The sequence below is a fragment of the Vibrio pomeroyi genome (genome assembly GCF_024347595.1).
GTDB lineage: Bacteria > Pseudomonadota > Gammaproteobacteria > Enterobacterales > Vibrionaceae > Vibrio > Vibrio pomeroyi.
In genome coordinates this window covers 206,620-231,503 of record NZ_AP025507.1, presented here as the reverse complement: position 1 = coordinate 231,503, position 24,884 = coordinate 206,620, and the positions used below count along the sequence as shown (strand labels likewise).

The window sequence follows — 24,884 nt, the reverse complement described above, 5'->3', positions numbered from 1 at the left end:
TCGTAGAATCTAACAGCCTTTTTATTGAACCAGTTAGCGCTAAATCAAGGGTTGCGAGCTTTGTTTTAAGGCTTGTATTGATTCTTTGAAGCCTGTCGCAGCTATATTAAACCCATTGCAGTAAGTACGAAAATGCCAAGCGTGCAAGTGATAAGTGAAACGACGGTGGTGAGTGCGATAATGTTGGCTGCCAATGTTGAATTTCCACCCATCGCACGTGCCATAACATAGCTCGCAGCAGCGGTCGGTGCGGCGCTCATCAAGAAGATAAGACCAAGATCTAATCCTTTAAAACCGAAGAACAGGGCAGCTAGCGTGATCAGTAGCGGAGCCAAAACCAGTTTGTATCCGGTAGAGAACCAAGTCGGGCCCTTATCTTTTTTCAGAGAGCGTATATCAAGCGACCCTCCCGTGCACAAAAGGGCTAACGGTAACGTCATATTAGCGAAATATTGTCCTGCATCAGTCACCATTTTCGGTACTGGAATCGACAGTAAGTAGAACAGTACACCTAAGGCGATCGAGATAATAAGAGGGTTTTTGGTGAGTGTTTTAACGATGACTTGAATGGCTTTGTCACCCGACTCTTGGCCCTTTGGAGTGAGCGCGATAACGGCCTGAATATTATAGAGAACCGTCAAGGAGGCGACATAAAGAGCTGCGAGAGCGACACCATCGTTGCCGTATATATTGGCAACGTAAGCAAGCCCGATAATAGCGGTGTTGGCACGAAAGCCACCTTGCACGATCACACCTTGGTCTTGAGGCTTTTTAAAAGCCATTTTAGTGCTGACAGTGGTGAATACGAAGAAGGCTAGGTTGGCTAACAAGCCAAAAATGACCAGCTTTCCACTTGCGGCAAAGTCGTGGTTAGACTGAACAATGCTCAAAAACAGCATTGCAGGCAGGGTGACTTGAAACACCACCTTGGATGCGACATCAATGAAGTTGTCATTGATTAAGCCGATTCGCTTGAGCATCACACCAAGAAACAGCATTAAACAGATGGGGCCTGTTACTGACGCCGAAAACGCAAACTGTTCCCAAAGTGTGTTCATTTTTTTTCCTTTGTTAGTCGATTTCAATTTCCTTTGAATACTGTCGCATTTTTCCACAATTCTTTGAGAAGAGAAATTGAATCCCAATAGATAAGTAAAAATCTTTGAAAAAAAGAACGAACGTGCTAAAAATAACGTATCAGATTTGTTATTGGTGAATAATGAGCAAGGGAAAGATAACCAAAGAGTATATTTTGAGCCATGCGTTCGCGCTTGCGAGTGAGAATGGGCTCGAGAGTTTGACGATTGGCGAGTTAGCCAAGCAATGTGGCATGTCTAAGAGTGGCTTGTTTGCGCACTTTAACTCTAAAGAGAACCTGCAGCTCTCTGTACTCGAATATTCCAACGCCATATTCACTGAAAGAGTCATCATTCCTGCGCGAGAGCTCGGTGATGGTGATATTGAAGCGAAATTGAAGCAGTTGCTCGATAACTGGCTGGGTTGGAACCATTCGTTCCAAGGCAGCTGCATGTTTATTGATGCTTGGAAAGATGCAGGCAGTGAAACGTCTGTGATTCAGAAAGCGCTGCAGAAAACCATTTCGGTTTGGATTGATTACTTGACGATTCAGGTAGCAAAAGCAGTTGAGAGCAAGCAGTTCAGATCCGACTTAGATCCGAAACAGGCAACCTTCGAGTTATACGGTCTCTACCTGAGTGCGAACTTGTTTTACTCGTTAAGAGGCCAACAAGCGAGCCACACGCATTTTTGGAGCGGTGTAGAGCGCTTAATCGCTAGCTGGAAAGCGGTTTAACGAGTAAGCCGCTTAGTTCGTAAACTACTTAGCTCGCAAAACATAGAGTTAGAAAAGCATGTGAGCTTTGCTGATGTAAGGTCTAACAATTTTAAGAGAAGTGGCGGCAAGCAGCTTTAAACAGCTTTGCCCCATTTTTTATACCAACAAATAGCACGGTCGTTCGATTTTAGGGTCGAGCTCGACCCGCCAATCAAGATGGCGATACAAGGAACGGTCATGAGTGACAAAATCTATTTTAATACATCGAACAAATTCAGCTTCAAGCGCAGCCTGATTGGTGCAACAACCAACCTGCATTACATTCTCGCACCGAGCCATGCAAAGAAAACAGCGCGTAAGTTATTGCTTACTCCAATGCGTACCGAGCAAAAAAATGCTGATCCTAAAGGGCTGATCAAGAGTGAAATCAAAGGCCGTGATGGCGTGCTAAAAACTTACTCTCTGGGTACTGGCCCAGTTTGGGTGCTGACTCATGGTTGGTCTGGCACTGCGAGTCAGTTCTTTCCTCTGATGGAACATATCGCAGCTAAAGGCTTTACGGCTCTGGCTTACGATCATCCAGCTCATGGTGGCAGTGATGGCGTACATGGTCATATCCCTGCATTTGTGAATGGCTTGGAAGCGATTCTAGATTCGGTTGGTGAAGTAGCAGGCTTGGTTGGTCATAGTATGGGTACGGCTTCTGCGTTGGAATGTAAGCATGTTAAGTTGGAAAACAAACCATTGTTGCTGATTGCACCTGTATTGGATTACCTCGAAAACCTATTCGGCAGCGTGGCTCGTTCTGGTTACTCAATGAAGCTTTTCGAGGCGGTAGTCGGTGAAGTGGAAGAGCAATTTAACTACCCAATTCAGTCTGTTGATCCTTATGGAAAACTGGCGCTTCGTGAGTCTCAAACGATCATCGTTCATGATGAGAAAGACAAGTTTACTAAGTTTGATGTGTCTCAGCGTGCGGCGACTGAAATGAACCGTGTTACCTTGATTGCCACTCAAGGCCAAGGTCACGGTCGAGTGATGAAGTGCCCGCAAGTATTCGAGAGCTTTGATAACTTGATTGGTTAGGTTTAACTACTCAAACAAGCAGAACGTGGGTTAAGAAAACAAACACGAAAAAGGCCAACCAGATATTCTCTGGTTGGCCTTTGCTTTTAGTTGCCTAGTTGCCTAGTTGTCTAGTTAGCTTTAACTAATCTTGTCCTTAGTTAGCACAGCTTGCTGGGCCGATCTCTTTCCACACGCCCCATTGGCCTGTCGTTGTTGGGTCTTCACCTGTTGTCCACCATTTCGCTTCCCAAACCTTACCGCCTTGAGTCACTTGGTCGCCACCAGTGTAGACTGCACTTGAATCCCAAGCGTTAGTACACGTACCACCGCCTGTGGTTTTCTTGAGGACTTTCACTGAAGTAGCCGCGACTGATGTATCGGTACCATCACTCACTGTCACTGAGAAGTTCAGCATCGTGTCTTGCGTGTATTCAGCCGCAACAAAGCTTACTGAAGCGCCTTGTACTGTTGCGTTGATACCTGCTGGTACATCCCACGTGAAGGTTAATGTGTCTTGATCCGCATCGCTAGACGCTGACGCATCAACCACAACAACGTCACCCGCATTGACTTCAGCCGGGGCCGTAACCACTGCAACTGGTGCTGTGTTGACTGGGCCTGTGTCTTTAGGATTTACCGTTACAACAACTGTGTCAGTTGACGTTGCGCCTTCGTTGTCTGTTACGGTTAGGCTGAATGTTAGAGTCTCTTGCTGTGCGACTTCAACAATATCGAAGCTTGCAACAGCTGCATTGGCATTAGCCAGTGTTACGGCAGTTCCGCTCACTTGTGACCAAGCGTAGCTAGCAATTGTGCCGTCGCTGTCTTTTGAAGCACTGCCATCCAGAGAAACAGAAGCTGGGCCTTCAACGGATTGGTCAGGACCTGCTGCAGCAGTTGGTTTACGGTTTACAGGATCGGTGGTACCACCGGCTAGACCTTCATGCATTGCATTCAGAATATCGCCGTTATCTGCATCAATTTCCCAAGAGAATAGGCCTGCAAGACCAAGGCTACGAACGTACGCGCCTTTTGCTTTTACAGAGCGGTCATCATCAAATGTGATCAGCTGACCTGAAGTGCGGTTCCAAACGTAAGGCGCCTCTGCCATTTCGTCGTAACCGTATTCGAAGCCATTGATACCTTGGTTGTTCGCACCAAGCATGTTCGCCTTTATGCCTTTGTAATCGATAACACCATCTTCCCAGACTCCTTGCGCAGAGCTGCCTTTCAGTTTTCCGTTACCAACCCCTGTCATAGGGTCGCTAGGATCTGAAAGTGATGATGGTAATACGCCTTCCCAACCACGACCGTACATCGCTGTACCAACAACAAGTTTGTTGGCTGGAACACCTTGCTCAAGAAGCAGTTGAATGCCGTTGTCTGTGGTGTAGGCAGGGCCTGTGTATGGTTCGCCATTTTCATCAAGTCCTGTGCCATCACATTGACCAGAGCGCATGAAGTTACCGCAGTTCAATGCGGTTTGGTGACCCAACACGTTATTCCAACCGCCGTAGAAGTCGTAAGTCATTGCGAAGATGTAATCCATGTATTGGATAGCATCGCCGTAGTCCACGTCTTCAATTTTATCGTGACCAACACCGATCGCTGATGTGAGTTCGTAAGTACGACCATTTTCAGCTTCTAGCTCATCTAGCATCACGCGTAGTTCTGCCATCAGTGCAATGTAAGCAGGGCCATCGTTTACAGGGTCACCAAGGTCTGGCGCAGCACCGCCGCCACCAGGGAATTCCCAGTCGATATCCACACCGTCATAGAATTTCCATGTGTTAAGGAATTTCTTAACCGATGCGACAAAGGTGTCACGGTTTGCTTTGGTTGTGAAATCGAAGAATGGGTCAGACAGCGTCCAACCACCAATCGATGGGATGATCTTCAAATCAGGGTTACGCTGTTTGAGCGCCATCATCATTGCGTAGTTACCCTTGATTGGTGAGCTGTATTCGTGGCCCGCTTGAGGGAAACTCTTCTGGAAAGCGGCCCATGGGTCATGAATCACTACTTCGTAATCATTCACACCCTGACAAGCTGTCATTAGGGCGTTGTAGCTGTTTCCACCTACCGATTTTACTGATTCGTTAGGACCACAAATTGGGATGAAGCCGTAAAGGATGTGGGTCAAGTTATCAACGGGTAGGTTATCTACCGTGTAGTCACGACCATAAATACCCCATTCAACAAAGTAAGTACCTACTACCGTGTTTGGATCTGTGTTGTATGACTTGTTGTTCGGATCCACATTCATCGCAAGTGGCGCTAAGTGTGCGCCATCGGTATCGGCAATCGTGATTTTAGCGGGTGCGCTTTTGCTACAACCTGTTTCGTCACACGCTTCAATTTCCATATCGAACAAGCCGCCTTGGCCGTATTCGAATGAGGCCGTGGTTTGGCTACCAGTGATTGGGCCCGTGGCTACTTTAACGCCATCAAAGTAGATGTTGTACGTGTTTCCTGACGTTCCGCTCCATTGGTTGAACTTAACGTCGACTTTTGCTTTGTCGTGATATTTAACCATCTGGTTGTAGCCAGAGGTGGTTTCCATCGCGAGTTCGATTTTTGAAAATTGTAGGTTGTTGGAACCGTACATGTCGATGCTAGGTGCTGTCGGAGCAGCTAACGCTGTACCAGATAGCGCTAGAGCAATGCTTGCAGCACAGGTATTTATACGAATCATACTATTTCTCTCATTCCTTGAAGGTTACGAGAACCAAATGGCCCCATAAACGGCTCCAGTCAGTTTTGAAGGAGCTTCCTCGTCAGTATTCGAGAGAGTTTTAATTTCATAACTGAAAATAAATCCGTTTTCGATGGACAACTAAAAAATTGTATCTTGTTACAATTTTGTTGCTTAATGAGTGAGAGGCTGAGTCCATGTTTTATAAAATAAAACATCATTCAGTAGGAAAATCTCATAAGTGAAATTACACGACATGAAGTTATGTAAAGGTGCGACAAACTATATGAAAATATCGCAAGCTTGAAGCAGTATCACAAAGTATTGAACGTTAGGTGAGGTATTTAAAGTGTGTTGAGAAAGTGCTTAAAGCGTATCGAGAGCTCTTAGGAGGTGATGGCTATCTTTTGAATTGCTCTGCCAGTGAAGCGCGTCGTTGTTGCATGATGCTGTGAGTGTCACCGGTTGCGGTATCTTCATAACCTTCTTTGATGAACTGCTGAGAGGGTGTACTCGGTACCAATCGCTTTAAACGAGGTGAATCGTAGGTACCACTAATAGTGTAAACCGTTGGTCCAGAACCTGTATTGATCGTGACAACCTTACCATCAAAATCAAACGAAGTACTGATGAAGCGATGGTTCATCATCACGCCATTGTCTGAAAGCGTCAGAATATCGGTTTTGTAAGGGGGAGCACCAATTTCTATCCATGTGCCATGGACATTGCTTGGACTGACAGATTGCTGGTGGGCTTGATAAGCAAAATAGCCTGCGGTGAGGGCAATCATAAAACCGGCTAATAGGAAGCCGTAAAGTAGCGAGTTGGCAAATAGATCTCTGCTTTTAGTGGGCTTTTTTGCCATTATCTCTTCATTTCCTCACATGTACCGTTCTTAAGTCTATAAATTAAAATCTTAGTTTGCAAAGATTGTTATAAGAGTTAGAAGCAGGATCGAATGTTCTAGATAAATGGGTTGCTTTGGATAATTTTCAGTTTTCCTGGTCGTATTTGTTCAATCAATGCATCTCAATTGTCGAAATGCTTAAGCTATGCGTATTTATTTCTTGTGGGAAGGCCGTGAATTGGTTAAAACAATTATCACCTAAATTTACGCATAGGCTTATTCGTTGAGCCCAATAACTGCAATTTGAAGATAACAAGGAAGTACAATGATTAAAGAAAACACATACTTTGAAGGTGGCGTTAAGTCGTTAGCGTTTAACCAATCTGGTGCTGATGTGAGTGTTGGTGTGATGGCGGCGGGCGAATACACATTCGGTACTGCAGCTCCTGAAAAGATGACCGTGGTTAAAGGCGCTCTGATTGTAAAGCGTGTTGGCGATGACGATTGGACTACATACCAATCTGGTGAGTCTTTTGACGTTGCGGGCGATTCTTCTTTCGACCTGCAAGTAAAAGAAGCAACGGCTTACTTGTGTGAGTACCTATAAGAAGCCTGAAATAGCTTCTGCTCAATAAGAAAAAACCACGCTCTAGGAGCGTGGTTAAATAAGTGATAGTAACCGGCAGTGGATAGTGTCACTTGTTTTTACAGTCATCAAATGGACGACCAAAATTCGTTGTTCGTTGTTCGTTGTTAAGCCTCTTCAGTACTCTTTTCAAAGCTCATCAAAGTTCAAAGCACGGGCATTAGTAAGTCTCAAAAACGCCGTTGTTGTAGTCCTGAATAGTCTGTTCAATCTCTTCCATCGAGTTCATGACGAACGGACCATAATGCACAACAGGCTCATCAATCGGTTGACCAGCAAAAATCAACACACCGGAATCTTCTAAGCTACTCAAAGAAAGTAGTTCAGCTTTGGTCAGTAACGCAAGTTGACCTTGGTTGATAGCCTTACCACCGATCTGAATGCTGCCTCTGTACACGTAAGCCATGGCATTGTGAGTCGCATCAGTTTCCAAAGAAACTTCTTGGCCTGAATGAGATCGCCAATCCGCAACACTTAATGGCACACCTGTCTTTTGTAGTGGACCTTGTGCTCGCGAAGTTTCTGAGTCAGCTTGTTTATGTAACTCAAACCCACCGGCAATTACGCGTAACAAACCGCATTGTTCACTTTGATGCTCAGTAATAGTTTCACTTTGGAAGTCATGGTACTGCGCAGGCTGCATTTTGTGTGTTGTTGGTTGGTTTATCCAAATCTGAAAGCCGTGCAGCGCACCTTCTTCCATCATTGGCATTTCACTGTGAATGACACCACGACCTGCGGCCATCCATTGTGCACCGCCGCTGCGAAGTTCTCCGACATTGCCCATGTGGTCTTTGTGCTGGAAGTGACCTTGGAGCATGTAAGTGAGTGTCTCTATTCCACGGTGAGGATGAGGAGGAAAACCGCCAACATAGTCTTTGCTTTCATCCGACTTGAGTTCATCAATCATCAAAAATGGAGAGAAACGCGCGTTATTGAAACCAGCGACTCTTTGGATTTTGACGCCATCACCATCCGAGGTGGCATGCGCTGAGATTACATGCTCTACGGTTCTTACATTCGACATATTGAAACCCTCGTAAACTTGAATAGGGCTAGTTTATGGAATTTGATTTGAAAAGAAGATGGCACAACGTTGAGTGACTTATTCGAAAATCTTGAACAGGTAACAATATGAAATTAAGTCTATACTCAATATAGATGAGATCGCCAAGGAGGCCGCTATGGCAGTACAACAAAAACATGGCGAAAGGCACGGTCGAATGGGCTTTGATAATGATTTTACAACGGAGCAAGGTCAGCGTTTTACTGAAGTAGCGAATAACGCTGTAAAGCGACGGGGGAAAAAGCGTGAGGTGGAAGCGGCTTTTATGCATTCGGCGAAACAAGTCGCCTTTAAGCCAGTTGCTAGATCCAAGCGTATTAACCCAGACCGTACTCGACAGGTTGTATGGATTATTGTGATTGGTCTAGTAAGCCTTTGGGTTATGTATATGGCAGGCTAACGTTTACGTGTTTTTAACAGCGTTACATTGTTCCCTTCCACTTTCGTTTCAAGACACTCTTCAAGTTCAGAAGACCCCGATTCTGAACAAGGTAAATTCGTCGGTAATTCTTCTATCAATGTCGATACTGGGTTGTCGTGATAATAAGCATATCGGTTCTTCCCAGAATGTTTGGCAACGTACATTGCTTTGTCGGCACACCTTGTTAACTCATGTAATTCTGTCGCATCTTGTGGGTACAAAGACACACCAACACTGAGTGTCAGTTCTTTGATTCTTTCGTTTGTCTGGCAACCGCTCTCAAATAAGCCACATATTCTATCGAGAATACCGTCGAGGTCCTTTCGAGTTGGAATATCGTAGAGCATCAGAACGAACTCATCCCCGGCAAAGCGCGCAATTGAATAGTCGTATTCGTGACTCTTTCTATCTCGGGTTCGAATATTGTTGCTCAAGCGGTTGGCAAAATGCTGTAAAACGCTGTCGCCCACATCGTGCCCATAGCTATCGTTAATGGCTTTAAAGTCATCGATGTCCAAAAAGACCAGTGCGGTAAGTGATCGCTTACTATCGACGGTTGCAAGCTTTTCTACAGCCCAGCGTTCAAAGCTCCAACGGTTTGCTAACCCTGTCAGCTGATCTCGGTAGGCTAAATCTTCAATGCCTTCTTTGTACAAACGTTGAATATAGCTCACCGCTTTTGTGTAGTAATAAGCCGAGGTGTGACACACCAAACTCATGGTAAATAGACTGAGAACGAAGCGATGAGTGCTATTAAAAGGCAGAGAGAAGTTGTTAGGCAACGCGGTAATCAGCGTACTGATAAACAGGCAAAACGATGTGCTAAAGATGATGCCTATTCGGAAGTCGTTGATAAAAATCACCGCCGCCAGAATAGGGTAGAGCCAAAGGATTCGATCGGGAATGGCGTGGCTGTACAAGAATAGAATCACACCCTGAACGAGCAGTACACCACTTAGAATCAGTTCCGAGTAGTCAGGGTTTATAACCTTTCTGACGTAAAAGGCATTCGAGATAGCGATAATCGCAAAACACAGCTCAAAAACCGACAAGGTGTAATGCTGGCCCTGAAAGTAAGCCCACGTGTAGAAAATGAATAGTGCCGCGGCAGTCAGTGAAAAGGAGTAGACAATTTTCTGTTTTCGGGTGGATCGTATGTCCGCCATTTCTTCTAGGTGTCTACCGACCAGCCTGTTCATGTGATTTGTGCCACTAATTTTGATCATGGTATTAATAGTAGATTAAATAACAAGCTACGCAGAGACTTAGATACCTATTTAGTGTGACTACTATCAAGGTTTCATATGAAAGACTGATTAAGACATTATTAATAGTGATGTATATCACCGACGGTGCAGATTTCTTTTAGGAAGTAGTCGCCAACGATCAGGTTGGTGGCCGTTCTTTGATGATTATGTACTTGCTTTCCAATGATTTACTCAACATAGTCTGTAGACAATCGAATTTGATAGAGGCTCATTATGTTAATTACGTTTAGTTGCAAGGCTCATGCTAGCGTCACCATGTTTGGTGAGATCGGTCTTCAGTTCATCAAAATGCTTGGACATAGTGGCACTATCCCTGGTGCCATTGATGCTTCAGAGGTGCCTCAAGCTCTAAATAATTTACGCGCTGCGCTTGAGGTCGAACAAAAGCAATCAGTAGAGCAGAACGATGCAGACGACGATAACGAAGATGAAGTTATTGAAGCGCCAGTGAATATCGGTAGCCGTGCATTTCCGCTGGTAGAGTTGTTAAAAGCAGCCATCAAAGAAGAGTGTGAAGTGATGTGGGAAGACGGCAGCGGTAAGCGTTTGTAAGGGGTTTTATTTCTATTCATTGCAGCACAGGCTTTAGAAAATAAGTGATATAGCCTTTGCAGCGAAGAATAGGGCATCATGTTCAAAGCCAGCATTAAACCATTGCTCAATATTGATAGTATTGTTGAGCGAAGTGGTTGTGCTGGCTTTGTTATATCACTCTATTAGCTCGCTTTATTGAAGCGGATAGATTGTAGCTTCTTCTCAGAACCATCGATGTATGCGTAGCTGTCGATAATCCATAGCTTGTCACTCACCATCGCTAGTTCTAGGCGAACATCAGCACTGTTCACGTCTTGGTAAATGATGTCTTGAATGTTGGTTGGGTAGAAGTTGTAGCGATTCGCTTGTGGTTGATGTTCACCTGCGAAGTTAACCGTTACGTCAGTCGCGTCGTTCATGACATCCAGTTGATAACCTTGCTCTGCTGTATAAGAAAACTGTGCAGATAGCTCAACGCCCTGTTGGTTTCCAATATTGATGTTGGCTTGGCTAATACTCGCTAGATTACCCGTCGCTTGAAGGCTGTCGATATTGCTGCTGGTATCAACATGGTTACGAATGGTTACGTTCCACTCGCCAATGAAGTTATTAAGCTCTTGCCAGTTTTGTTGAGTTGTTTCAGTGCTCGCTGGGCTTACTGCTTGCGTGCCACCAGTTTGTGCAATGGCCTCGTTACGGCTGTCGTGACGGATGTTTTCACGATTGTTCTGAATATCGTTACTTGCACCTGCGACACCACCGGCTAGGCCACCGACCATCGCTCCTTGAACCGCTAAATCCGCTTCACCTGTTAATGCCCCAAGTGTTAACCCAAGTAACGCACCACCTACAGCACCTTGCTTGGTGCTTGCATTTGGATCATCTTCACCCGGTGTCACACACCCAGCAAGTAGTGGAAGACTGATAGCTGCAGTCAGCGAAGCTTTAGTAAACGAGTTCATAAGTTTGGCCTTAAAATGTGCACAAATAAAGAGCATCGGACTTTATCAATACAATGTCAGGAGATGATTGTGAACAGTGTTTTATTTGTTGCGAAGTGTTTCAAATATTACGGGTAGAGTCATATCTTGCGATGAAAATTCAAATACTTTTATAGGCATAACTACACATATTTTTAGTAATTAAAGTAAACTGGAACAATAATTTATATTTATAAAAACACACTGAACTAAAGGATATTTGATGAGTTTCTATTCTCAAGCTCGTGGTTGTGCCAGTTTACTCAGTTCTCTTTCGCTGGCTGTTTTGTCAGCGCCCAGTTTCGCCGATATCTCGACAACGCCTGTTATTGGTGGCGTATTCAGTTCTAGCGAGGTGTTGAAAAATCAGGTGCTTTCAAGCCTGAGCTACTCGGCTACGCTTACTCGCGATGCGACACTTTTTACCATCGGCGGCGTAACGTTAGATGCGTACATTCTCGCACTGCCTTTAGATGCGAAAACGAAAGCACGAGTGATCGCTCAACTATCTAACCCAACTTATTCAATTCCTTTGGGCTATTTTCTCTATAGTTACTATGACCGTTATTCAGGTTTGAGCAGTGAAGATGTATTCAAAGCATACCTGTCGACAGTCTATGATGAAGAGGTATTAAAAGGCTTTGAACATAGCCTCTATTATGTCGGTGACGAGCCAGTATCAGAACATAAAGAGCCAGATACCTCGACTGAAGCAACTGGTCACCATGAAGGTATTCGTATCGATGAACACTTCATTGCCAATATGGTCGTTATCTACGATGCGCTGTTTGAAATTGGTGTTTGGCAAGACATGGAGACCCTCCCAGAGAGTTACACCTACTTAATCAATAGCCCTGAAGATTTAGCGATCATCGCTCAGATTCAACCGATCATTGTTGATCTAATAGGCAAAGCCGCATCCGGAATGGATGAAGGTGATATGAAATCAGCAATGCTTGCGATTGCAGAAGATGGCAAGCCTGAAAACGCCGATAAGCCGAACAATAAAGCGCAAGCCCTTACTATCACACTCATTGATTTCGTGCGCTTAAACTTGCTTAAAGCCTACCGACAATTTGTGTTTAAAGAAGAGCGAGCAGAAGCGCTCGATGATTGGATGCAACAAGCATTTAGTGAAAAGCCAGAGCAGCTCATTCAATTTTTAGACTCTCAACAGAACAAGCGCTTTGCGGTTCAAGTGACTGTTGATGGTCTACAACAAGGCTTAATCGAAGGTTTAGTCGATGAGAGTACGCCTTTCATCTCGGTGGCTTATCAGAATCATAAAAATCGAGCGCAGTACAAGCCTCAAGCAGAGGAGGTGATTGAACCAGAGCATCGACAACAGGTGCGGTTCATGGAAGTTCTATCTGAACAAACCTACCGCGACCCGCACTATCTACCTTTCTTCAAAAAGCTCTATCAAGAGCATCGTGACAATATTAGTCGAGTCGGTATATCTTCTACTCCGACGATCAGCGTACGTAACCTGCCAATAATTAAGACTGGCGCAAAAGTGTCGGGACAAGGTGGTACTGGCATTCCCAACTTCCATTTTGTTGATAGAGAGATCGACCGAGCGTATTACTTCTTCGGTAATGATGCGTTGCAGTTGGATGTATTGATGGCAGACAACAAAGTGCAAACCATGTTTGATCGTCTTGATTACCTTAAAACGCTGAACTGTAACGCTCAATATGACTGGAATGCGCACACGACTTATGACGGCCTAGTGAATTTAGGCTTGGGGGAGTCGTTACGTGATTATGGTGAGAAACGCTGCGTTAAAGAACTGCAAGAGCGTTCTGAAGTTGAAGTGACTCTACGAGAAAAGCGTGCAGCCTTGATTGAAGATATTGAAGCGTATCAGTCTATATCTGGCTTTGATTTCTTCACCAAATATTCAAAGAAAGTTCAGGTGAAGCAGGACATCACTCAGTACGCTGACCTCGATGGAAAAGGGATGCCGGACTATACCTTGGTTTATAACCCATGGCCGGATCACTTTGCACACTTCACGGGGCCTTTTAGTGACGAGATCTTAATGCCGACTGGCGAGCTAAACCGATTAGATTATTGGATTCGTCAAATTGAAGCGACTTATCGTAGCGCAGGTGTTTACGATAAAACTCTATGGGGTATGGCAGGTGATCATGGATTAACGCCAGTGTTTTATGCGCTTAACCCTGAGAAGCAAGTATTTGAAGGATTACAAGCGGATCTGGATTACCCAATAGTCGTTAAGAAAATATCATCAGACGAAGGTGAGGGGCCTAAAATTACCAATGCTCTAAGCTATCCGAGCTCGAAGGACATTGATGTTGTTGTGGCCTCGACTGCTGGTGGCAACTTTATGATGGACTTCTTTAACTCAAGCCAAGGCTGGCAGGCGCAGCCCATCTATCAAGAGCTCAAACAATGGGCGCCACTTGCAGCGCCGAAAGATGAGAACATTGATGTGATAGCTCAGATAACGCAGCGCTTGCCGGAAAGCCTCGATTACATGGTGGTCAGAGAGAGTGCTTGTGACCCGCAAAGTTGCGCAGTTCGTGTAATAGGTAATCGCGACTTAAAACGAGTTGATGAATTGATTACACGCGAAGGTGACAAGCTTTTCTACGAATCTTTTGGATGCCAATCGACCTCCAATTTTACTCAACACCCAAACGCTCAATCCGTATTTAGCGGCACCAAGCAAGGCTGACTTTTCTCATTATTCCAAGCTAGTGGAAAAGTGCATAAACCGCGCAATCAAGGAAGATCTCACAACTTGGTGTAGCAGTGCGCAGTGGACAGAGTTAACCCAACCGACTCCTCGACCAGACTCTGTCAATCAACTAGCCAATATCTACCTTGAAGATAGAGCTGGTACGGTTAACCTGTTCCCGAAAGCTGGAATTGGTTATAACACTAAGGTACCGGGTCGTCATGCTGGTGAAGACTACTTAGAGAAAGATGCATTCATTGGTTTCTGGGGCACGCCAATTGGTGAAAACTCACAACCATTAAAAATCCAAGCCAATGGCTCGTTAGCACCGACGCTTTTTGAATATTTAACCGGAGAGGCTGTAGTCGAAGGTGAGAACGGTTGGGGTTATCCTTCGTTGCTCAATCATCTGGATGTTCCTAAGAACAACTAAATCGAAGCCTCAATGGCTTAGGTTTTGAAACTGGAAAACGGGTCTAATGTGGCTTTCATTTGCCACATTAGACTTCTACTAAACATTTCTATGAAATAGGTATTTGGTTGCTCAGAACGGAGCGAGCATGGCTTGAATGATGGCTTATCTCCAAATCTTCCTAACGATATAACACATTTTAAACAAAGTGATACTCTTCACGTTTTCATGATGCCTTATTCTGAACTAAGAATTTTTCCTAGTTATTCTAAGACCCTCTCTCATGTGGTCGCTTTTTAGACTCCTTATTATTTCAATTATCAAATTGCAAAGAGTGCATGGTCTGTAATATGCCGTGCAAACCTCATCAATAATAAGAGAGTTTACAATGCTAAAGTTCCTAGATCAGGTTAGAAAACCGACACTGGATCTTCCTGTCGAAACCAGAAGAAAAATGTGGTTCAAGCCCTTCCTACAATCTTACCTAGTGGTGTTCATCGGTTATCTAACCATGTATTTGATCCGTAAGAACTTCAATGTCGCACAAAACGACATGATTTCTACTTACGGTTTGTCGATGACGGATCTTGGCCTTATCGGTTTGGGTTTCTCAATTACTTACGGTATCGGTAAGACGGTTGTTTCCTATTATGCCGACGGTAAAAACACCAAGCAGTTCCTGCCATTCATGCTTGTTCTTTCAGGTATTGCCATGTTGGGCTTCAGCTTCAGTATGGGCGGAGGTAGCGCGAGTTTATTCTTGATGGTGGCTTTCTATGCGTTGAGTGGTTTCTTCCAAAGTACGGGTGGACCTTCAAGTTACTCAACCATCACTAAATGGACCCCTCGTAACAAGCGTGGTTCTTATTTAGGCCTTTGGAATATGTCACACAACGTGGGTGGCGCAGGCGCTGCTGGTGTTGCTTTGTTTGGTGCTAACTACCTATTTGATGGCAACGTGATCGGTATGTTCGTATTCCCATCAATCATCGCGATTGTGGTTGGTTTTATTGGTATGCGTTTTGGTAATGACTCTCCAGAAGCATACGGCCTAGGTACGGTTGAAGAGTTATTTGATGAAGAAGTCAGCGAAGAAGACACGGCTGCTGAAGAAAATCAGATGACCAAGAAAGAGATCTTTGTTGAATACATCCTTAAAAACAAAGTGATTTGGCTGCTCTGCTTCGCGAATATCTTCTTATACATTGTTCGTATCGGTATCGATCAATGGTCTACCGTTTATGCGTATCAAGAGCTAGGTCTATCAAAAGAAACCGCGATTTCAGGCTTCACGCTGTTTGAGGTTGGCGCTCTGGTCGGCACGCTAATGTGGGGTTATTTATCTGATCTTGCGAACGGACGTCGTGCTTTGGTTGCTTGTGTGTCGCTTGGTCTGATTATCGTTTCTCTAGAGTTCTACCAGCACGCAACGAGTGAGTTCATGTACTTAGCATCACTGTTTGTGCTGGGCTTCCTAGTGTTCGGTCCTCAGTTATTGATTGGTGTTGCTGCGGTAGGTTTCGTGCCTAAGAAAGCAATCAGCGTTGCGGATGGTGTGAAAGGCACGTTTGCTTACCTAATCGGTGATAGTTTTGCAAAACTTGGTTTAGGTATGATTGCGGACGGAACACCTATTTTCGGCTTAACAGGTTGGAAAGGAACATTCGCTGCACTCGATACCTCAGCGGCTATTTGTATCGTATTGCTATTATTCGTTGCAGTTGCCGAAGAGAAGAAGATTCGCCACGCGAAGAAAATGCACTTAGCGGCTCAAAACGCGTAGCTTGTCTGGGTACTTGTTCTCGAAAGCATAGTTTCGGGTAGATAGTCTCACGTGATTTATTGGTTTAAAGCACGTGAGATCATACCAATCGTTAATTCGATTCAGTATCATCTCTATCAATAAACTTAATTCTATATAGCTCCTATTGGGGCTATTTTTCTTTCTTACTCTTAATTTTGGTTACTATCATGATTAATGTTGCGCTTGTTGATGACCACGTTATTGTTCGATCTGGGTTTGCTCAATTACTCAGCCTTGAAGCTGATATTACGGTAGTAGGTGAATTTAACTCTGCGGCAGAAGCTCGTCTCGGATTACCAAGTTGTCATCCTGATGTGGTTATCTTGGATATTTCAATGCAGGGTGAAAGTGGCCTGAGTTTGTTAGAAGAGATACCGTCAGGCATTGCTAGCATCATGTTGAGCGTTCATGATTCTCCTGCGATGGTTGAAAAGTCATTAGAGTTAGGCGCCAAAGGTTACCTCAGCAAACGCTGCAGTCCTGATGAGTTAATCCAAGCCGTACACACGAGTGCAAATGGTGGCTGTTATCTCACACCCGATATCGCTATCAAGCTCGCGTCACCAGTAAAGAACAAAGCCTCTGTAAATCAGCTTACCCGAAGAGAAAGTGAAGTCTGTCAGCTATTGGCAACAGGGCTCGATGTGAAATCTATCGCCGTAGAATTGGGTGTCAGCCATAAAACGGTACATGTGCACCGCGCTAATGCGATGGATAAACTCAATGTTAAAAACAACGTTGAGTTAGCGAAACTGTTCACGCAAGAACAATATTAATGCGCTCCTATCTGGCCACTTCCATATGTGGCGTCTTCATGGCTGGCTGTGCATGGTTTTGCTTATGGGTTATAGCCTTCTATTTTATTAACGACTCTGAGTTAGCCATTCTGCTGTTCCCATTCTCGTTAAGATTGGGTATGACGCTGCACACTCGCACTCACTATTGGCCTGCCATTTATGTTGCTGAATGGGGGCTCGCGATCGCTTTGGCTCTATTACTGGATGAACCCCAATGGTTAACTATATTAATCGCCAGCGGATTAAGCATTCCAGCTACTCTATTTGCCAAACGGTATTATTACGGTGACCAAAACCGTCACCTGTTAGTGATGGCGAGCTTAATCATGGTCACTTCACTGATTAATGTCGCCGTGGTGGGCTCTCATGTCCCAGCCGTTTACATGGTGTGGTTGGTGAGTATCACAGGTGGTTTGATGTTGGTGCCGATGTGTTATCTGGTCTGGAATTATCTATTCCAAAACAAGTGGGCGCCACTGAGCTCTTACTTAATCAACAATGTCATTGAGTTCAAAATCCGTCACATCGCTTTATACAGCGTCTTGTTGGTCGCCAGTATTTTGATACAAACCAGTTTGCCTGATGAACTAAGGCGCTTCGCCCCGTTCTGTATGGCGATTCCTATTATCTTGCTCGCCGTTCGTTACGGGTGGCAAGGTGCTTTACTGGCTACTCTATTGAACAGTGTCGCGTTGATTGCAGCCCACAGTGGCACATCTAAACTCGAAATTACCGATTTACTATTGTCTCTTTCCGCTCAGACCATCACAGGTATCTTGCTTGGTTTAGCGGTTCAAAAACAAAAAGATCTCAACGCAAAATTACGAAGTGAGCTCTCTAGGAATCAAAACCTTTCCCGTCAGTTAGTCACCGCTGAAGAATCGGTTCGCCGTGATATTGCCCGTGAGTTACATGATGAAATTGGACAGAACATCACGGCAATTCGGACTCAAGCAAGCATTATTAAACGTGTCGATGCGGCTGAAATGAGCGTTCGCTGTGCTGGTACGATTGAATCATTGTCGTTGAATGTTTATGACACCACCAAGCGTTTGCTAACGAAGCTAAGACCAAAAATGTTGGATGACCTTGACCTGAAGGACTCCGTTGAACAGCTCATACGTGAAATGGAGTTCTCGGATCACGGTGTTGATATTCAGTTAAATTGGCAAGGTGACTACTCATGTTTGAGTGACACGCTCAAGGTTACTCTCTTCCGACTGTGCCAAGAGTCTTTAAATAATGCCCACAAATATGCTGAAGCAAGTGAAATTAGGATAGAACTGATTTTAGACGATCAAGCTTATCTTCGAATTACAGACAACGGTGTTGGTTTTACAGCACAGGATCTTCTCAAAGGAATGGGTGTTCGTGGTATGCAAGAGCGTGTTCAGGCGCTCGGTGGCAAGATGACAATCAACGCTAATGGCTCTTCTTCGGGTACCAATATCAGCGTTACATTACCTAAAGTGTGAGAACGAATATGTTTGGATTTCTGCGCTCAACAATGTCAAAAAGTCATACCTTAAGCGATGATGAGGTCAATCAAAGTTATCGTTATTGGCGTCTCCACATCATGATAGGAATGTATGTTGGCTATGCAGGTTTTTACTTCACTCGTAAAACTTTTAATTATGCCGCGCCAGCAATGATCACTGATCTTGGATTAGACAAAGGTGACATCGGTTTAATTGGCACACTCTTCTATCTTTCTTATGGTTTGTCGAAATTTATCTCAGGCACTATCTCGGACCGTTCAAATCCTCGTTATTTCATGGGACTTGGCCTAATCGCGACAGGCTTGATCAATATCGCGTTTGGTTTTTCTAGCTCGTTGGCTGCGTTTATATCTCTTTGGGTGTTTAATGCATGGTTCCAAGGTTGGGGATGGCCATCGTGTTCCAAGCTATTGACGACTTGGTATTCTCGCTCCGAAAGAGGCTTTCGCTGGGCAATCTGGAACACAGCACACAACGTTGGTGGGGCACTAATTCCTATTCTTGTGGGCTACCTAACTCTTCAATTCAGTTGGCGAGCGGGGTTTATTTGGCCGGGTGTGATTGGCGTTTTTATTGGTCTCATCGTTTGTTGGCGTTTGCGAGATAAACCCACCACAATGGGGCTTCCGACGGTAGGGAAGTGGCGCAATGACCATCTAGAATTGGCGCAAGAGAGTCATGGGCAAGGGTTAAGTTATCGAGACATCTTGAAAACTTACGTGTTCAGCAATAAATACATTTGGTTGCTCGCCTTTAGTTATGTGTTGGTCTACATCGTAAGAACCGCGGTTAATGATTGGGGCAATTTATATTTAACCGAAGAGCACGATTACAGTCTGATAAACGCCAACGCTGCATTGTCTCTGTTCGAGATTGGCGGTTTCGTTGGTTCACTTGTTGCTGGGTGGGGATCGGATAGGTTATTTGGTGGCAACCGTGGCCCGATGAATATTTTGTTTGCCATCGGCATATTTCTTTCAGTTTCTGCCTTGTGGTTGATGCCATTAACCAACTTTGTGTTTCAAGCCGCTGGGCTATTTTGTGTTGGCTTTTTTGTTTTTGGCCCTCAAATGCTTATCGGTATGGCTGCCGCAGAATGTTCGCATAAAGATTCTGCCGGGGCGGCTACAGGTTTTGTCGGTTTATTTGCCTACATGGGGGCGGCACTTTCTGGTTATCCATTAGCTCTCATTTTAGAAACCTACGGTTGGAGTGGTTTCTTTATTACTATCTCAACTTGTGCGGCCGTTATTGGATTACTCTTACTGCCTTTTTTACAAGCTCAATCGCCTCAGAAAAGTGCAGAAGCTCGCTCTGTTTTATAAGGTACTTTTTTGTCAATAAAGTAGCTGTTTATGGTCCTATGGTTGTTTGCAGCTATTTTTGTCTTCAGCGTCTTTATACGTAGTATTCAAATGTGATTCTTTTCACGCTTTTTATCTCTCTCATCTGTTTCTAAGAATTTTTCCTATTGCGTCTAAGACCCCATCTCATGTGGGTTCTAGCTGCTCTCTGTAGTCTTTCTAATTATTCACGTTATTAGAATCAGCTCTCTTGAACTGTCTTCAGAGGGCTCACTACGGAAAAAGCCATGTCACTCAGTCACTTCTCAGAACACTCATTTTTCCCAATGGAAAACACTATCCAAAACTATGCATGGGGAAGTACCTCCTCGATACGTGAACTGTTTGGCTTCAAAAATGAGTCACAACAACCACAAGCGGAAGTTTGGATGGGGGCACATCCCAAAGGCTGCTCCATGGTGAAGCTTGACCAACACTTAGTGCCTCTATCTGAGCTGATTAACAAGAATAAACCGGCCTACCTATCAACTGATATTGCGCAGTCGTTTGGTGAGCTACCGTTCCTATTTAAGATTTTGGCGGCAGAAAAAGCGCTGTCTGTACAAGTTCACCCAAACAAGCGACAAGCTGAGTTAGGTTTTGCGAGAGAAGAGCAAGCGAAGATCCCTCTGACTGCAGGTCACCGTAATTACAAAGATTCTAACCACAAGCCTGAATTGGTTTACGCGATCACTGAATATCAAGCGATGAATGGTTTTCGAGAGTTCGATGAAATATTAGGCCTATTCAGACAATTGAATTCTAGCGAGCTTGCTGATTTGGTTGAAGAGTTTGGCAACCACCTTGATTCTCTAGGTTTAGAGGTGTTTTTCCGTGATCTATTAACGCTGAATGACCAGCGTAAACATCAAGCATTAGAGCAGCTTCTGACTTACGCAGACGCTCACCAAGACCAAGCTGAGTTTGCTTTGGTTACTGAGCTGAGCCATCAATACCCGAACGATATCGGTCTGTTTTGTGTTCTGCTACTTAACTTGATCACACTGAAGCCAGGCGAAGCGATGTATTTGAATGCGAACACTCCGCACGCTTACATTAACGGAACCGGGCTCGAGGTTATGGCAAATTCAGACAATGTGTTGCGTGCGGGCTTAACGCCAAAGCATATTGATGTTGCTGAGTTGGTAGCTTGTACAGAGTTCATTCCAATTCCGTTTAACCGTTTGTTGTTAGCGCCCTCAAAACTGGGTCAATGTGATAGTTATGATATCCCGGTCAGTGATTTTAATTTCAATATTTTTCATAGCCCAAAGCAAGAAAAAGTCACCACAAGCGGTGCTGAAATCTTGATGGCAATAGATGATGATTTAACGCTAATGAGCCAAAATGGTGAGCACTTAACACTCACTAAAGGGCAATCGGTATTTATCCCTGCCTATATCGGTCATTACGAACTGAGTAGTGAAGGACGAGTGGCTAGAGCTTTTAATTAAGGAAGTAGGTTGTTGTCTAGATAGATTGCCATCCCCACGAAATCCCCATCACTATCATCAACAACCTGATAGCCAAGAGCCTGATAAAAATTGATGGCGCGGGCGTTACTTCTAAAGCTGGAGAGGGTGACTTGATTTCGTTGCTCTCGAAGGGCTTTGTTGTGGATGAGTGACATTACTTCTTTACCGAGCATCTTGCCTTGGTATTGAGGGTAAATGATCAGAAGGTGGATATGGTATGCATTGTCGTAAGGTTTAAAGCAGACGAGTCCGATTCTTTCCTTTTCGCGATATATCCAATGAAACCAAGAGGGATGGTAGTCGTTTAACAGGCGGTTACGTTGAAACTCGTCATCCCAGCCAAACACATTGTCGACGTGTTCGAAAACACCTTGTTTGACGCAAGCAAACAGCTCTTCAAATTCTGAGTTTGCAACGAGTTGGAATTGTAGTTTGTCTTCCTTGACTGTCACTATTTCCTCTTCCTTATTCTGAGCTTCGTATAAGCAATAATACCAATAATAGATTGATAGACGGATTAAACGAAAAAGCCACGCGATGTGCGTGGCTCTAAAAGTCATATTTGTAGAACTCGTTTAAACGAGCTTAAGCGCGTGATGTCGAGTGAGCTGCTTGTGAAGTGAGTCTTTTAGCTCCATGCGTTCTACTTTGAGGTTGTGCATACTGTCGTCATCGATAGGGCTGCCAGAGATTTCTAGTTGGCGAATGTCGTAGTCAAGTTGGTGGTATTTCTGCATGTCTGCTTTGAATTTTTCGTCGTCGTGGTTGAGCTGAACAATGTCTAATTTAAGATCTGGGAAATCTAAGATAAAGGCATGGTTTTCATTGAGCATTGGCACTTCCTCTCTAGTCGAATTTTTAGGGCGTGTTGATCTTTCGAGCTTGTTTTTGCGGCGAATTGCTGGGTATTTCTACAAGGCAGAGGCTTTGATGTGTAGCTAGCCTACATGAGAGGCCGATAACGCAGTAGAAATAACCAGCAAACGCTGCCCGAAGGGTTCGGCTAAAAGCGTTTTACTCTTTGTTGAGGGAGATTTGCTTAGAATGACTAGGCTACTTCTCCCTCGCCTCGATTAAACCGCTTTTATCTCGAACAAAATCTAATCGCGGAAGGTCAACACGCCCTGACAGTATAGAAGCAATTTATCGAAAGAAATGTGGTTCAAAACACAAAGCAGTAAAGCGATCAAAAAAGGGCGCAAACTCGAAGAATCATCTTCGAACTTGCGCCCTTTTTTCGACTTATAGATATGTTTATCGAGAGAACGTTACTTCGCTTTTTTACCAGAGCGCTGTTGCTCTTTGTGCGCTAGCTTCTCTTTCTTGCGTTGCTCTATAAGGTGAGCGGCTTCGCCACCGACGTGGGTTTCGCCACGGGCATTTGAAAGTTGAACTTGCTTTTCACGCTCGCGGAAACGCGTTTTCTGTTCGTCGGTGTGCTTATCAATACACTTGGGGCAGCTTACCCCTTTCTCGAAGTGTTCAGACGCTTTGTCTTCATCAGTGATTGGCAGACGGCAAGCATTACACACATCGTAACCGCTCTTTTCTAGCTGGTGGTTAACCGCAACACGTCCATCAAATACGTAGCAGTCGCCTTCCCACATGCTCTCTTCTTCTGGCACTTCTTCTAAGTACTTAAGAATGCCACCTTCAAGGTGGTAGACTTCATCAAAGCCTTGTTCTTTCATGTAGGCTGTTGATTTTTCGCAACGAATGCCGCCAGTACAGAACATCGCGACTTTCTTGTGTTTCTTAGGGTCGAGGTTTTCTTCAACGTACTGAGGGAACTCACGGAAGGTTTCCGTGTTTGGGTTTACTGCATTTTTGAATGTGCCGATATCGACTTCATAATCGTTACGAGTATCCACCAAGATCACATCTGGATCAGAGATGAGGTCGTTCCATTCGTTTGGCTTAACGTACGTACCGACAACGTGGCGAGGGTCGATACCTTCAACGCCCATGGTTACGATCTCTTTCTTAAGCTTAACCTTAGTGCGGTTGAATGGTTGTTCTTCGTTGAACGACTCTTTGTAAACGACATCAGCCAAGCGAGAGTCTTGCTTGAACCATTGAAGAAGGGCATCGATAGATTCGCGCTTACCAGCAACAGTGCCGTTGATGCCTTCACTCGCAAGTAACAAAGTACCGCGAATTTTGTTGGCTTCTAGCAACTCTGTGAGTGGCTGGCGAATTTCTTGGTAATCATCAAGTGCTACGAATTTATACAGAGCACATACAACATATTGAGACATGGTTTTTCCTTTCTGCGAGCTGGAACGTAAATCCAGAGCGTTGCCTTTTATGATACAGACTGAGTTTGATTCACTCAGGTTTGCCCATATTGGCTTATTAAAATCCGCCGCAGTATAACCAAGCCAATGTAGGACAAAAACCAACCAAAAGTAGGGCTATTTATCATTTTGATTTGTGTGGTTTTAGGCTTGCAAAGATACATGCTCATGAAGTGGGATGAATAGGTAAGAGGATTACGACATGCAGGCCTGCCAAAGCGTAATGATTGGCAGGCGAGTAATGTATTGAGTCACTTAATCTTTTACGACTCAATTATAGGTGAGTAGGTAGCGTAAACTCTTGAGTTTCAGTGGCTTCATTGAGTCGCTCTCTCGTTAATCGCATCGGCGTTACGGGCATACCATAGAAGTCGAATTTGTCACCTAAAACCTCTCCACCCAGTCCTTTTACGATATTGACGGTTGTGTCGCGCGCTTCGATATAGATTTCGTTGATGTCTTTCGACGCCTGAACCAATGAGTAACGAGCCAATGCTTTTCCTATGCCAAGGCCGCGGAATCGGTTGTCGACAACAAAGCGCCCCCAGTGCCATTCTCCATCGCTCTCCCATGCCGCTACGGCGCCTAAAACATATTCTCCTGAACGTGCTAACCACCATTTCTGAGGAATGTCAGGGGATAATGGTATGAGATGTTGTGGGATACTTTGTTCACCCGAAAAGGTATCTCTGATCAAACTGTCGATCTCAGTGCGGTATACCGAAGTGCAAGCTTCGAGCTGAATTCTGGCTTTGTTGTGTGTGGCGTTTTTCTGAAAAGCGCTGAGTCGTAATGTTCTTAGTCCATCAATCACATTTTGGTTATCTTCTGGGCTCATTAGGTTCAGCAATTGCGACAGTTCATTGTTTGCTGACTCATCGGCTTCTTCTAACCTTTTCAATCCTTCAGCTTTGAGTGAAAAGTACTTCTGACGTTTATCCGTCTCACTCAAAGATGGTTCGATATATTGCTTTTCAACCAGAGAGTTGAGGGTTCGGCTAAGAGAGGCTTTCTCGACGCTGAGCTGTACGCTGAGCTCAGAAAAGGGCGTGACTCCATTCTTACGCAGGTAGGTAAGAAGGTGAACTTGCGTGAGTGATAAACCTGAATTTAGGCAGTTCTTATCCAATAATCCAAGTTCGCGAACGAGATAACGTAGCTCGCTTCTGATCTGCATAACCGATGACATGTTCTCTCCATAGAAATATACGTTGATAGTATCAACAATAA

General features: G+C 44.5%; 20 protein-coding genes and 1 pseudogene. 11 read left to right on the top strand and 10 right to left on the bottom strand.

Annotation, left to right across the window (positions count from 1 at the left end; translation table 11 throughout):
- Window positions 1-101: 101 nt before the first annotated feature.
- Window positions 102-1,058, bottom strand: coding sequence for an AEC family transporter (locus OCV12_RS17185; RefSeq protein WP_261886663.1), 957 nt, complete (start codon window positions 1,056-1,058; stop codon window positions 102-104).
- 161 nt (window positions 1,059-1,219) lie between these two features.
- Between OCV12_RS17185 and OCV12_RS17180 the strand changes: the two genes are divergently transcribed.
- Window positions 1,220-1,813, top strand: coding sequence for a TetR/AcrR family transcriptional regulator (locus tag OCV12_RS17180; protein ID WP_123285032.1), 594 nt, complete (start codon window positions 1,220-1,222; stop codon window positions 1,811-1,813).
- 219 nt (window positions 1,814-2,032) lie between these two features.
- Window positions 2,033-2,881 (top strand): alpha/beta hydrolase, encoded by an 849-nt coding sequence (locus OCV12_RS17175; protein WP_261886662.1) that lies wholly within the window; start codon window positions 2,033-2,035, stop codon window positions 2,879-2,881.
- 136 nt (window positions 2,882-3,017) lie between these two features.
- Here OCV12_RS17175 and OCV12_RS17170 read toward each other — a convergent pair whose 3' ends face one another.
- Window positions 3,018-5,558, bottom strand: coding sequence for a glycosyl hydrolase family 18 protein (locus OCV12_RS17170; protein ID WP_261886661.1), 2,541 nt, complete (start codon window positions 5,556-5,558; stop codon window positions 3,018-3,020).
- A gap of 400 nt (window positions 5,559-5,958) precedes the next feature.
- Entirely contained in the window at window positions 5,959-6,423 is a 465-nt protein-coding gene (locus OCV12_RS17165; RefSeq protein WP_261886660.1) for a DUF2850 domain-containing protein, read from the bottom strand.
- Window positions 6,424-6,730: 307 nt separating this feature from the next.
- On the opposite strand from OCV12_RS17165, the gene ppnP reads away from it, so the two are divergent.
- Window positions 6,731-7,012, top strand: a complete 282-nt coding sequence (ppnP, locus tag OCV12_RS17160) for a pyrimidine/purine nucleoside phosphorylase (protein ID WP_017057600.1) — start codon at window positions 6,731-6,733, stop codon at window positions 7,010-7,012.
- A gap of 199 nt (window positions 7,013-7,211) precedes the next feature.
- Here ppnP and OCV12_RS17155 read toward each other — a convergent pair whose 3' ends face one another.
- Window positions 7,212-8,078, bottom strand: coding sequence for a pirin family protein (locus OCV12_RS17155; RefSeq protein WP_261886659.1), 867 nt, complete (start codon window positions 8,076-8,078; stop codon window positions 7,212-7,214).
- Between the two features lie 157 nt (window positions 8,079-8,235).
- Here OCV12_RS17155 and OCV12_RS17150 point away from each other — a divergent pair, with 157 nt between their 5' ends.
- Window positions 8,236-8,517 carry a hypothetical protein gene (locus tag OCV12_RS17150; protein WP_176678987.1) on the top strand — a complete coding sequence of 94 codons (282 nt, stop codon included), beginning with the start codon at window positions 8,236-8,238 and terminating at the stop codon, window positions 8,515-8,517.
- On the opposite strand, the gene OCV12_RS17145 is transcribed toward OCV12_RS17150, so the two are convergent.
- Complete coding sequence (locus OCV12_RS17145) at window positions 8,514-9,704, bottom strand: GGDEF domain-containing protein (RefSeq protein WP_261887138.1); 1,191 nt, start codon at window positions 9,702-9,704, stop codon at window positions 8,514-8,516. The genes OCV12_RS17150 and OCV12_RS17145 overlap by 4 nt on opposite strands.
- Before the next feature lie 315 nt (window positions 9,705-10,019).
- On the opposite strand from OCV12_RS17145, the gene OCV12_RS17140 reads away from it, so the two are divergent.
- Window positions 10,020-10,358, top strand: coding sequence for a DUF1840 domain-containing protein (locus OCV12_RS17140; RefSeq protein ID WP_261886658.1), 339 nt, complete (start codon window positions 10,020-10,022; stop codon window positions 10,356-10,358).
- 164 nt (window positions 10,359-10,522) lie between these two features.
- Here OCV12_RS17140 and OCV12_RS17135 read toward each other — a convergent pair whose 3' ends face one another.
- On the bottom strand, window positions 10,523-11,302 hold the full coding sequence (locus OCV12_RS17135; protein WP_261886657.1) for a hypothetical protein: 780 nt from the start codon (window positions 11,300-11,302) through the stop codon (window positions 10,523-10,525).
- A gap of 241 nt (window positions 11,303-11,543) precedes the next feature.
- Here OCV12_RS17135 and OCV12_RS17130 point away from each other — a divergent pair.
- From OCV12_RS17130 to manA, 6 genes and pseudogenes are all read left to right on the top strand, one after another.
- Window positions 11,544-14,460 (top strand): annotated as a pseudogene (locus OCV12_RS17130) (alkaline phosphatase family protein).
- Window positions 14,461-14,827: 367 nt separating this feature from the next.
- Complete coding sequence (gene uhpT / locus OCV12_RS17125) at window positions 14,828-16,222, top strand: hexose-6-phosphate:phosphate antiporter (protein ID WP_102398465.1); 1,395 nt, start codon at window positions 14,828-14,830, stop codon at window positions 16,220-16,222.
- A gap of 188 nt (window positions 16,223-16,410) precedes the next feature.
- A complete protein-coding gene (uhpA, locus tag OCV12_RS17120) occupies window positions 16,411-17,019 on the top strand; it encodes a transcriptional regulator UhpA (protein WP_261886656.1) in 609 nt (202 codons plus the stop codon).
- A 38-nt stretch (window positions 17,020-17,057) separates the two neighbouring features.
- Window positions 17,058-18,515, top strand: a complete 1,458-nt coding sequence (gene uhpB, locus OCV12_RS17115) for a signal transduction histidine-protein kinase/phosphatase UhpB (protein WP_261886655.1) — start codon at window positions 17,058-17,060, stop codon at window positions 18,513-18,515.
- Window positions 18,516-18,523: 8 nt separating this feature from the next.
- Window positions 18,524-19,864 (top strand): MFS transporter, encoded by a 1,341-nt coding sequence (gene uhpC, locus OCV12_RS17110; protein WP_261886654.1) that lies wholly within the window; start codon window positions 18,524-18,526, stop codon window positions 19,862-19,864.
- A gap of 266 nt (window positions 19,865-20,130) precedes the next feature.
- Window positions 20,131-21,336 (top strand): mannose-6-phosphate isomerase, class I, encoded by a 1,206-nt coding sequence (manA, locus tag OCV12_RS17105; RefSeq protein ID WP_261886653.1) that lies wholly within the window; start codon window positions 20,131-20,133, stop codon window positions 21,334-21,336.
- Here the strand turns inward: manA and OCV12_RS17100 are convergent.
- The 4 genes from OCV12_RS17100 to OCV12_RS17085 form a co-directional block, all read right to left on the bottom strand.
- The gene (locus OCV12_RS17100) at window positions 21,333-21,809 is read right to left on the bottom strand and encodes a GNAT family N-acetyltransferase (protein ID WP_261886652.1); all 477 of its coding nucleotides are present in this window, start codon (window positions 21,807-21,809) and stop codon (window positions 21,333-21,335) included. The genes manA and OCV12_RS17100 overlap by 4 nt on opposite strands.
- A gap of 123 nt (window positions 21,810-21,932) precedes the next feature.
- Window positions 21,933-22,190, bottom strand: a complete 258-nt coding sequence (locus OCV12_RS17095; RefSeq protein ID WP_102277184.1) for a YdcH family protein — start codon at window positions 22,188-22,190, stop codon at window positions 21,933-21,935.
- Window positions 22,191-22,625: 435 nt separating this feature from the next.
- Window positions 22,626-23,615 carry an oxygen-dependent tRNA uridine(34) hydroxylase TrhO gene (gene trhO / locus OCV12_RS17090; RefSeq protein WP_261886651.1) on the bottom strand — a complete coding sequence of 330 codons (990 nt, stop codon included), beginning with the start codon at window positions 23,613-23,615 and terminating at the stop codon, window positions 22,626-22,628.
- A 313-nt stretch (window positions 23,616-23,928) separates the two neighbouring features.
- Complete coding sequence (locus tag OCV12_RS17085; protein WP_261886650.1) at window positions 23,929-24,843, bottom strand: GNAT family N-acetyltransferase; 915 nt, start codon at window positions 24,841-24,843, stop codon at window positions 23,929-23,931.
- Window positions 24,844-24,884 lie beyond the last annotated feature (41 nt).